This window comes from Paenarthrobacter sp. 10L420 (genome assembly GCF_056395385.1).
Window position 1 is genome coordinate 121,633 of the sequence record NZ_JBFTJK010000012.1, and the last position, 10,003, is coordinate 131,635.

Below are 10,003 nucleotides of genomic sequence, written 5' to 3' on the forward strand. Positions count from 1 at the left end.
AGCGTGCGATGTGGTGTAACTCGAAAGCAGCGTATCCGAGCTTTGGAGGCCGGCCACACTCCGGTTTCTACGGGGGATTTGTGACCGGGAGTATTCCGGTATCCCGTTTCCCATTGACACTAACGTTTCCTCGAGAGAACATTAGTGCATGAGCCACGTGACTACTGCCCAAGCTGCCGCACGATTGGGCGTTACGCAGGTAGCTGTCCGTAAGTTGATCGGCACCGGTCAATTGATCAGCTCAGGCGTCGTTGGCCGCGCCATCCTGGTGGACGCAGATTCCGTGGAGCAATTGGTGCGGGTGGGCACACGTCATGGTCGGCCATGGACTGAAGCGAACGCCTGGACCGCGCTCCTCCTGCTTTCCGGTTACAACAAGGTGGAGTTGGTGGGCTCCGCCCAACTGTCTCGGCTGCGACGCAAACTGAGCAGCATGGAACCCGGCGAATTGCCCATTCTGGCGCGCAGGCGTGCGGGCGTGCATCGATATAGAGGCACTGCCGATGTCGTCCAACGGCTAAGGGATCATGCGCTTCCCACTGGTGCCGCGGCCATGGTGGACGAGAACGTTGCCCAACGCTTTGGCCTCACCGGGGGCGTGGGAATTGTGGATGGCTACGTCATGTCCGGCGATGCAGGTGCACTTAAGGAAGCGTACGGACTAATCGACGACCGGGAGGGCAACGTAGTGCTGCGGGAAGTCACTACCGGCCAGGCGTTTAAAGACGGAGTCCCGCTGGCGGCAATTGCTTTGGACCTGTCGGAGTCCTCGGTCACCCGCGAGCGCAGCGCTGGACTCCGCGTTCTTGAGGAGCTTTTCCGTGGACGATGACCATGGCGGGACGGAACGAGTGCGGTGGGAGGCTTCGCGGCCCGCGGGCGGCTGGGGCCGACCCTGGCCCCAGTGTGCTGAACTAGCCCGCGCCTTGCCTTCTAATCAGTGGACGCTCGTTGGGGGCCTTATGGTCCAACTGCACTCCGCCGTTGCGGGTCTGACCATTTCGCGGCCGACCACCGACGTCGACATCGTCCTGCACATGGAAACCGGCGCGGCAACCATTCCTGGTGTGGTGTCAGTACTCCGTTCACTGGGCTATACGCCCAGGCACTCCATCAATGGCGATAGCCCCGCACATCGATTCCTTCGCGGTAACGAGCAGGTCGACCTCATGGTTGCTGACCATCTCGTACCCAGATTGGTTCCACGTATAGGAGGCCGCAAAGTCTTTCAGATGACGGGTGGGACCCAAGCCCTCCGCCGAACAGTGGACTGCCGGGTCTTCGTGGACAATCGGGGTCCGGTGTCCATCAGTATCCCGAACGCGCTGGGGGCATTGGTCCTCAAGGGCGCTGCGTATCAGGAGGATTCACGGGAAAGGGGCCGCCACCTCGATGACGCGGCCACACTGTTGGCAACAATTACCGGCCCCTTGGAACTTGTGGCCGACATGGGAGGCAGTGATCGCTCGCGGATTCTTGCGCTCAACCGGGCCCTGGGCGATCCAGACCATGAATCCTGGAAGGTCCTTGCCCGCGGCGACAGGGCACGGGCAATCAGCAACCTTGCTGCGCTCTGTGCCAATCCCGACCGCCTCCCTGTTAGGCGCCTGGGTAGGTAGCGCCGAAAACGGAGGCCCCGACGCGTTCGCGCCCGGGCCTCCGCAAGCTCGATGAATCAAGCCTTCCTGCGCGTGACCAATCCCCAGATGACCAGTACGATCAGCGCACCTCCGATTGCGAGCAACCAAGTGGAGATCGACCAGAATTCGTTGATGCCAACCTTGAAGATGGCACTACCGATCCAGCCACCCAGCACGGCGCCCACGATTCCCAGCAGGAGTGTTGCGATCCAGCCGCCTCCCTGCCTGCCCGGCATGATGGCCTTGGCAATGGCTCCTGCAATCAAACCCAAAACAATCCAACCAATGATTCCCATGTGTTTCCCTTTCTCGTACGTTGGCCTCGGTCCAGCACCAACAGGTGGCGCCGCCATCGGCCTGATTGCTAGCTGCCCGTTTGCGCGGCGAATTATCCCGACAACTGGGGGCAGACGTCTTGCAGGGCTTCCCTGTTACTTAAGGAGCGATTCAATCTCTCCAACCGGCAGCCCGGCTACTTCGGCAAGTGCCCGGGGTTCGACTCCGGCGTCGACGGCCTTCTTGAAAGCCAGGGCGAGTGTGTTCTGGGAAATGGCCAGCTCGTGTTGGAGGCTTTGGCGGCGAAGTGCCGCGACCCAGACGCCGCTGACCGGGTCAAGGGCGTCAATGTCCATTCTGAATCCGCAACTGCAAGCCCACTCCGGCCATATTGGCTCCACGGTGATCCACTGCATGGAGTCGTAGCCGGGTCCTGCGGAGATAGCCATGTGCGAACCGCAGTGGACGGGGCCCATCGACAGTACCCGTTCCGCAGCGAGGTCTACGGTATTCCCAGTCACTGGTGTGGAGCTTGGTTCACGCAGTGCGACTGTCATCGTCTTCTCCCACACATTCCCTAGTAACTAACTTGGCTAACTAGTTATATGTGTACTTATCATTTAAGTCCAGCCAGCCGGGACAGTCGCACGCACCCGCCGCCAAAGTTTGGGCGCCACCACAACGGCAACGCCGACGGCGGCCCCGATCAACGTTTCGACGATGCGGTCCCGCAACAGGAGGCCGGGATCGACTGGGGCTGCCAGCAAAGTGGCGATCAAGGCAAGCGGTGTAACGAAAATCTGCGCCACAAGGTACTGCCGCGCGATGAACATTTCAGCGCCGAACTGGCAAGCAGCGATCACCAGGACCATGGCCCACGGCGCGGGATTGAGCCAGAGGATGCCAGCAAGCAGCACCAACCCGACCACCGTTCCGGCGATTCTTTGGATGCCACGGCTCACGCGATGGCGCGTCGAATGCCCCACCAATGGAACCACTGCCGCGACCATGGCCCAGTAAGTGTGGCCGAAGCCAAGCGTCTCCCCCACCAGCGTCGCGATGGTCCCCGCAAGGCCCGCCGCGATCAGGTATCCACCGCCTTCCAACCAGATCGCCCGACGTTCCGGGGTGGTGTGGCGGATGCGCGGCGGCCGCTTCCACGGGGTCCTGTGGCTCTTGAAAATCCGGGATGACATACCGATCAGAAGGCAGAAGACCGTCGTCCCTGCCGCAACGAGCATTGCCTCACCAAGCGGCGGTTGCGCCTGGATGGATGCAATCGCAGCGAAAGCGAAGATGTGAAAGAGGGAGCCGCCGGGCCTCAGCCTCCAGGCCGCGACCACCACCGAGCACCCACCTGCCACGAGAGTGGTGGCAGCAGTCAGCAGCCACGAATAGGCTGCGCCTTCGATTCCAACAGCTTGCGCGCTGCGAGCCGTGAGGGTGGCCAGCAACATGATCAGCAGCATGAAACCACCGGCACGCAGCTGACTTCGGAAGCGGACGCTGTGCGGTTCATTGCGGCCATAAATGCCCGTAAACGCACCGAACGAGGCAAATACCGCCAGATCCAGCCGCCCCAACAGCGTCAGCGAAATCAATGGAACAAAGACACCTACAGCGCAACGGAGAGCCGGGTGATGGTCCTTGTTTCCTGGACCCATCGTGAACATTTCCGCTACAGCCTTCAAGGTGCGGTTCGCCTTTCGTCGCAGGATAAAAACGTACGACGGCGGCGCTGGCGTCCGCTCCAAGGCTACGCTCCGGGCGCTGGACTACTCCGGGTTTGCGTACAGATAGTGCCCCTTATCACGAGGATGAAGGGGCACTATCCGTTGTGCATTACTTGTTGCTAGAAGCGGGAGGCGGTACCTGCCACTGCGGTGGCTGCCAGCGGGTTGCCTGCCACATCTGTGAGGCCAGACGCCGGGGTGTAGGTCGGGAAGATCGTGGTTGACGTTAGCGTCGAACCTCCGCTGGTCCCCGCCCCCAGGGTGATGGTGAGCGTGTTGCCGGAAGGGTTCCAGGTAAGGCTTGAGCCGCTTGTGTTGTTTCCAGCGAAAGTGAGGGCGGTGGAGGTGTAGTCGCCTCCCAGGCTGACCGATCCGATTCTCAGCGAGGGACACCCAGCTCCGGTCACTGTCAGCACGTCAGCGGCACTGATGTTGACCACAACCTGGCTGCTACCGTTACCGTTTTGCGTTTGAGTAGTCGTGTTGCTTGTCCAAGCACTGCAAATGGTGTTGGCGCTGAGGGGCTCGGAGAATGTGAGGGTAACTGAGTCTCCTTGCTCTACCTTGCCAAGGGTCGTACCACCGTTATTGAGACGGACCCCGGTTACCGTTGGCGAGCTCACGTCCTTGGTAGACGAGGCCGTTCCCGCGGGACCGGTGTTGCCTGCTGCATCGGTGGCCCGCGCGGAGTAGTTGATGGTCCCAGGGCTGAAGGCGCTCAGGTTCAAAGGCGTCGCCGTCCAGTTCCCGGAACTGTTGGCGCTTACAGTCTGGGTCACGGGCAGCGCACCTGTACCGGTAACAGTCAGGGCCACCGAGGACAACGCCTCCGCCGTACCGCTCACGGGAACAGCACTTACGTTTCCGCTGTGGACGAATGGTGGCACCGTCAGGGCTGGGGCGAGCGGTGGAGTGGTGTCCGTAACAGGTGTTGCGCCGGTGCTTCGAGCGCTTTCCGCCCCCTGCCACAGGGAAAGCAGAGGTGTCACCGAGTAGAACCAGGTGCCGGCGGGCACATTGCCCTCCACACAGCTGAGGGCAGCGATCGTGCCGCTACAGGTTCCCGTCGCGCCAACTTTTGTTCCGCCGGTCGCTGAGGCGTAGCGCGCGATGCTGTACCCGCTCACGGACCGGCCTGCCGCCGTCGTACTCGCTGCCCAAGTAACCGTCACGCTGGTTCCGGAAACGGAAGTAGTGGGCTTTGCGCCTTGGGCGACGGCGTCGGCCTTGGCCGCACCGAAGCCACTGTTAACAGAACTCCAGAAAGCGCTGGCAGCGGGTCCGCCCCAGGAGACGAGGAGGATGCCGAGAACGATCACGAGGGCGCGGTTCCATGCGCCCATCGTCAGCCGGGACGAGGACGGCGAAGCAGCGGACTGACGAAGCGGGCTCACTTCCGTACCTCCAGCGTGACGGGGACCTTGAATTGGGCGCCTTGGCAGGCGGAGAGTGAGGCCGCGCTCATGCTGGCTGCATCCGGCAGCGTCAGCAGGATGGACGTATTTGCCTGAATGGTGACGGGCTGGGCCAACGGTGTAGGAGGTGGCGTGAAGGTCACGCCGGTGGTGGTGCAGGCGGCATGCCCGGCATCGGCAGTTACGGCGCCATTGCCAGCAATACCGTAGATGGTGACCGCATGGGCATTTGGGTTGCTTGCACGGAGGATGACATCGGCTGTTCCACCCGGAACGAGGCTGGTCTGCAGGGTATCCCCCGCGACCAACGCATCCACCGTCACCGCTTGCATGGTCCCGTTGATCGCCGAGCCGCTGCCGATCCCGGTGGTGGCCCAGTAGGCGTAGGCGGTCCCAGCGCCGCCCAGGACGCAGAGGGCAATTGTGGCGGCAGTGGTGCGGGCGATCCGTCCGCTACGGAGGTTCCGGCTAAGCGTTTTCATATCAGTTCGCCTGTCCCGTCCCAGAGTAGGTGAGTTGGAGTGTCGCGCCTTTGCAACCGTCCTGGAGCTGCAACGTGTCCAGCATCCTCACTTGCGGCCATTTGCTTTGGGGCACTCCCAGCGACGTCAGCGAGCTGGGTCCGGAAGGAGCTGCGAACGGGTACGTTCCGGTGTATTGGATGATTTGGTAGTCCGCGCTGCTGCAAGGGAGGTTGGCCGCGACCGCTGCCGGCGTCCGTACCACCTGCGCAATCGAAACCGTGAGGTTGGTGACGGCGATGCTCTTGTTCTCGGGGTTGGAAATCTTCAACTCCACTGGTAGGGACACCCCCGGCGCCAGGACGCCATACAACGCACCCGTGACGCCAAAGGACCGTTTGACTTCCTGAACCTGCAACTGCCCCGGCGCCACGTTCGATTCGACGGCGCCGCTCGTCCCCTTGACGGTGAAGTCGAACTTGCCGACCGGCGTCGTGGTCGCCGTGGTGATGGTCAACGACACCTGAGCGGTGCCGCCGGATCCCAGAACCACCGACGACGGCGACCACGCGGCTGCCGCTCCAGTCGGAAGGCCCGTAACCGTGAACGTCACGGGTCCCGCGAAGCCTCCAGTGGAGGTTGCTGACACTGCAAAGGTGGTGGACTGCCCTTGATCCAGACTGCGGCTCGAGGGCGACAATGTCACAGCAACCCCCTTGGCTACCTTGGCCGGGTTGCCCTGGGTAGCGCTTTGCCCACTGCTTGCGGCGAGTGCCGCCACGGGCACGAAGGCCACGACGAGCGCAAGTAACAGCGCCCGGAGTGGTACTCCAGCTCGACGGAAAGGCGTGGTGCCCTCTGGCCGGTGGTCCATGGAAGCTCTTTTCGGACGGAAGCGTTCAGGTGGGAAGAATGCGGAAGCCGGGGACCACCACTCGCAAGGTGGTCCCCGGCAGGCACTCGCTACTGGCTGGTGACGTTGACCGTGACGGTGGCGGACTTGCAGGCATCCTGGTTGGCGGTGCCGCTGTCGTTGAACTTCAGGACACCGCTGCCAACCGACGTTCCGGTCGAATTGGCGGCGACGAGTGAGTTGCTCGTATCGGCGGTGACTTCAAACCAGGCCGGAAGACAGGCGGCGTCGCTCGTGGTTACGTTTGCACTCAGGGCTCCGACTACTGTCCCCGAAGTCGTCGAGTTATCGGCCGTGTAGGCCACTGCAGTTTGGTTGCCCGGTGCCAGGCCGGCATTGAACGTGGCGTGCAGCGTAACGGTTCCGCCACCTGATGAGTTCGCGGCCGAGCCGTTGCCTGATCCCGTGGTGGTCCAGTAGGCGTAGGCAGCTCCGCCACCTACGGCTACCAATGCCACGCCTGCGACGGTGGCGGTGATCCGGCTCTTCTTGGAAAGCTTGCGCATGATATGACTCCTTGGTTGATCTTTTTCCCAGGGAGCCGCATCGCAACCCCCAAGCATCCGACCGTTTCCGGCAGATGAAGCGATGCCCCCAATAGTTCAGCCCGGCAAGACCCCGTGGCTACTCTTGGGTGTACGCCTCTTTTCCGCCCGACCAAGGGGTCAGGAATACGCTGAACCGGCCGGCGAGTACTCAGTTTTCGCGTTCGGGACTACTTGGTTCGGCGTTGCGTCGCTGGCGTGCAGGACGGCTTCTGTGCGGATCTGATAGCGTGCTTTGCCGCACCATCTCTGGTCCTTCCGCGTTGATGGCTATGTTGGCGCCGGCTGGTTCAGGAGTACTCAGTTTTTGGCTGCCGGGTACTTGACCCCAGGCGGCCGTTGCGGGCCACGCATTGTGGAAATTCAGGTGTCGCTGAGCCAACATTGAGCCCATCTTGAGCAAAAACTGCGCTGACGTTCGATCATGACTGAGGCATGAAGGCGTGAATCACCTCAAGAGAGTGCCTTGCCGGGACCTTTCAGTTGGGGCCCCGGCCCTTCCCTGGCTTCTCGCCGCTCTGGCCCTTGCCGTCGGATTGGCCGCCGCCTTGGCCCACATCTGTTGGTGGGCCACCTCCCGGCTCAACCACACCCGGCGATTCGGTTTCCTGCGCAATCTCAGTTGGGCTGGCCTGTTGGCTGGCTTCTGACGACGGAGCATCCCCTTGCCCGCTGCCCGAGTTCGAGGGAGGCAGTTGAACGGTTTGCACCGGCCCTGGAATGAGAACTGTTTCCACCGGCCCAGGGGTGGTAATCGTCACCACTGGCGCGGGAGTGCTGGTCGGGGACGGGACGTTGGATTCCTGCGTAACCGGGGACGGCGATGTAACGTCTACTGGCAGCGGACCCTGACCAGACAGGGCAACGGCGAGGGGGATGGCTACCGCTGCCGCCAGAAGGACCATCAACAGCGCCCGGAGTCGGCCCCCTCCGCCACTTCTATGAAGCTTCGGGGAAACTACGGTTCTTGGCCCGACGGCGGGTGCCCTGGCAGGCAGGGGCGGCAAAAGAGCGGTAGCTGCTGGGTGTGCGTACGCCTCTTGCCAGGGGCGACCCAGGAACTCTTCGATCTGCGCAGCGGTTGGCCTGTTGTCTGGCTCAAGGTCCGTCATGGACTTCAGCAGCTCGGCTATCGGGTGGTGGATCTGTTCAGGGATGACGGGGGCACGGTGAAGACGGGCTGCGGCCGACTCGATCGGCGTCCCCGGATACTCGGTCCTGCCAGTGAGGCACTCCAGGAGCACCAGGCCGAGGGAGTAGATGTCGCTGGCAGGAGTCAAGGGCCGGCCGAGGGCTTGTTCCGGACTGAGGTACTGTGCGGTTCCCACCGTCATTCCGGTGGCGGTGAGCCGGCTGCCTTCCAATATTCTGGCCACGCCGAAATCGGCGAGTTTCACTACGCGATCAGGGCCTGGAGTTTCCGAAACCAGGATGTTGGCAGGTTTAATGTCCCGATGAATCACTCCGCTGCCGTGAACTTGCACTAAGGCACCTGCAAGGGCGTGGCCGATATGCGTTGTTTCCGCGAGGCTGAGCGGTCCCTCAGCAAGCACCGCCCGCAGATTATTACCCGAAACCAGTTCCATGACGAGGAAAGCCTGAGGCGGGCCGGAAGTTCCGGCGTCCACACCGGCGTCGTAAATGTGCACCAAACCCGGGTGGTCAAATCCTGCCAGCAACCGCATCTCTGCCTGCTGACGCTCTTCGAAGCCCTCATCGGCTGAGCCCGGCGAAAAGATCTTAAGTGCAACGTCGCGGAGCAGGATTTCATCACGGGCCCTGCAAACAGTGGACATCGCTCCGTGCCCGAGTAGCTCCAGAATCCGGTAGCGGCCGTTGAGTATGTCCCCGCCGCCTGTTGGATCAACGAGAGCTTCACCGCCTGCGCTCACGGCCCTACACCTCTTGCGTCCAAGCGCGCTGCGCCGATTAATCCTGCGCTGCGATGCAGTTGCTAAGTAACCTTCTTATGGCAAACGTACAGCCTCCGGGCCACCTTGCCAACCATGAAGTTTGCTACTACTTTTCCGGGAAAAATCGTCGGAATTGCGCGCCTCGGAGCTCCATTTACCGCCGCCCCTGGACCACTGCTTGCGGCGTTGGGAGTGCGTCCAATGAATTGAAACTGTACAGCTGAATGCCCTCGATCCCCGGGCGGGCTGAGAGCTCCTCGATGAGTGCGTCCGGCGTGTACCGTTCCCCGATCAGGAGCCTCCGCGCAAGCGGACCTTTGCGGCTGAGGAATTTCAGGGACGATCCAACTCCGATCTTGGTGGCAAGCGAAACCAGCTTTGCCTTGGGCACCGCCCCCGCCACACCTGCCCAAACTGGAAGCAACACACCGTTGCGGCGAAGCATGGCCACATACTCCTGGATCTTGTCTGCGGAGAAACACATCTGGGTGACGATCTTGGTTGCGTGCTCTTGCTTCGCCAGCAGCGCATCAACCAAGTGCAGGTTGGTGATGTCCGGATGCCCTTCGGGGTACCCGGCCACTCCAACGCTCATGGCACCGGAGGTTATCTGGGCGATGTCGCGCAGCAATTCCCCACCTGTGGAATACGAACCCGAGGGCTGCCCGTCGCCACCGATGGCGAAGACTTCCGTGATGCCCGACGCCGAGCAGTCGCCCAGTATTGCGGACAGCTCGGCGCGGCTTTCAAGAGCCTTCGCCGCAAGATGGGGAACAACCGTGTAGCCGAGCTCCCGTAGGTGGACGGCAGTACGCAGCGTGGCGCCGACACCATGCTTGGGCAGGCACGTAATGCTGATCGCGGTAGACGTCGGCAATGCCTTGCTGACGACGTCCACGATTCCCTCGGACGGGATGATCTCAACGCGGAGGGGAAGCATGAGGTGTCCTTTTGATGTGGGGTTAGGCGTGGGCGGCGAGGATGGTGGAGGCTTCCTGGCGGGTGGTGCCGGAGGACTCGATGTGGGCCAGGGCGGCGGGGATTTCCCAGCCCTTCTTGCGCATTGCGGTGGCCCACAAACGCCCGGCCCGGTAGGAGGAGCGGACC

11 protein-coding genes and 1 pseudogene are annotated in these 10,003 nt (G+C 62.3%); 2 read left to right on the top strand and 10 right to left on the bottom strand.

The window, feature by feature from the left end; translation table 11 throughout:
* Positions 1-148: 148 nt before the first annotated feature.
* Together AC1DD5_RS17315 and AC1DD5_RS17320 are read left to right on the top strand one after the other, a co-directional pair.
* Positions 149-832: a helix-turn-helix domain-containing protein gene (locus AC1DD5_RS17315; RefSeq protein ID WP_477522241.1), complete on the top strand. Its 684-nt coding sequence runs from the start codon at positions 149-151 to the stop codon at positions 830-832.
* A 130-nt stretch (positions 833-962) separates the two neighbouring features.
* Complete coding sequence (locus AC1DD5_RS17320) at positions 963-1,619, top strand: hypothetical protein (RefSeq protein ID WP_477522242.1); 657 nt, start codon at positions 963-965, stop codon at positions 1,617-1,619.
* Between the two features lie 56 nt (positions 1,620-1,675).
* On the opposite strand, the gene AC1DD5_RS17325 is transcribed toward AC1DD5_RS17320, so the two are convergent.
* The 10 genes and pseudogenes from AC1DD5_RS17325 to AC1DD5_RS17370 all read right to left on the bottom strand — a co-directional run.
* Entirely contained in the window at positions 1,676-1,936 is a 261-nt protein-coding gene (locus tag AC1DD5_RS17325; RefSeq protein ID WP_224093026.1) for a GlsB/YeaQ/YmgE family stress response membrane protein, read from the bottom strand.
* 135 nt (positions 1,937-2,071) lie between these two features.
* Complete coding sequence (locus tag AC1DD5_RS17330) at positions 2,072-2,473, bottom strand: hypothetical protein (RefSeq protein WP_477522243.1); 402 nt, start codon at positions 2,471-2,473, stop codon at positions 2,072-2,074.
* Between the two features lie 63 nt (positions 2,474-2,536).
* Positions 2,537-3,607 (bottom strand): FUSC family protein, encoded by a 1,071-nt coding sequence (locus AC1DD5_RS17335; RefSeq protein ID WP_477522244.1) that lies wholly within the window; start codon positions 3,605-3,607, stop codon positions 2,537-2,539.
* Between the two features lie 161 nt (positions 3,608-3,768).
* Positions 3,769-5,043, bottom strand: coding sequence for a hypothetical protein (locus AC1DD5_RS17340; RefSeq protein WP_477522245.1), 1,275 nt, complete (start codon positions 5,041-5,043; stop codon positions 3,769-3,771).
* Positions 5,040-5,546, bottom strand: a complete 507-nt coding sequence (locus AC1DD5_RS17345) for a hypothetical protein (protein ID WP_477522246.1) — start codon at positions 5,544-5,546, stop codon at positions 5,040-5,042. Before AC1DD5_RS17345 ends, AC1DD5_RS17340 begins: the two co-directional genes overlap by 4 nt.
* A gap of 1 nt (position 5,547) precedes the next feature.
* The gene (locus AC1DD5_RS17350) at positions 5,548-6,399 is read right to left on the bottom strand and encodes a COG1470 family protein (RefSeq protein ID WP_477522247.1); all 852 of its coding nucleotides are present in this window, start codon (positions 6,397-6,399) and stop codon (positions 5,548-5,550) included.
* A gap of 89 nt (positions 6,400-6,488) precedes the next feature.
* Positions 6,489-6,944: a hypothetical protein gene (locus AC1DD5_RS17355; RefSeq protein ID WP_477522248.1), complete on the bottom strand. Its 456-nt coding sequence runs from the start codon at positions 6,942-6,944 to the stop codon at positions 6,489-6,491.
* 518 nt (positions 6,945-7,462) lie between these two features.
* Positions 7,463-8,875 (bottom strand): protein kinase domain-containing protein, encoded by a 1,413-nt coding sequence (locus AC1DD5_RS17360; RefSeq protein WP_477522249.1) that lies wholly within the window; start codon positions 8,873-8,875, stop codon positions 7,463-7,465.
* Positions 8,876-9,050: 175 nt separating this feature from the next.
* A complete protein-coding gene (locus AC1DD5_RS17365) occupies positions 9,051-9,836 on the bottom strand; it encodes a methylenetetrahydrofolate reductase (RefSeq protein WP_477522250.1) in 786 nt (261 codons plus the stop codon).
* A gap of 22 nt (positions 9,837-9,858) precedes the next feature.
* Positions 9,859-10,003: pseudogene (locus AC1DD5_RS17370) on the bottom strand (lipoyl synthase); the annotation flags it as partial.

What these genes read in the sequence shown, in the direction of transcription:
- AC1DD5_RS17315 (WP_477522241.1), top strand. Translation starts at nt 149, where the DNA reads ATGAGCCACGTGACTACTGCCCAAGCTGCCGCACGATTGGGCGTTACG.
- AC1DD5_RS17320 (WP_477522242.1), top strand. Translation starts at nt 963, where the DNA reads ATGGTCCAACTGCACTCCGCCGTTGCGGGTCTGACCATTTCGCGGCCG.
- AC1DD5_RS17325 (WP_224093026.1), bottom strand. Translation starts at nt 1,936, where the DNA reads ATGGGAATCATTGGTTGGATTGTTTTGGGTTTGATTGCAGGAGCCATT.
- AC1DD5_RS17330 (WP_477522243.1), bottom strand. Translation starts at nt 2,473, where the DNA reads ATGACAGTCGCACTGCGTGAACCAAGCTCCACACCAGTGACTGGGAAT.
- AC1DD5_RS17345 (WP_477522246.1), bottom strand. Translation starts at nt 5,546, where the DNA reads ATGAAAACGCTTAGCCGGAACCTCCGTAGCGGACGGATCGCCCGCACC.
- AC1DD5_RS17350 (WP_477522247.1), bottom strand. Translation starts at nt 6,399, where the DNA reads ATGGACCACCGGCCAGAGGGCACCACGCCTTTCCGTCGAGCTGGAGTA.
- AC1DD5_RS17355 (WP_477522248.1), bottom strand. Translation starts at nt 6,944, where the DNA reads ATGCGCAAGCTTTCCAAGAAGAGCCGGATCACCGCCACCGTCGCAGGC.
- AC1DD5_RS17365 (WP_477522250.1), bottom strand. Translation starts at nt 9,836, where the DNA reads ATGCTTCCCCTCCGCGTTGAGATCATCCCGTCCGAGGGAATCGTGGAC.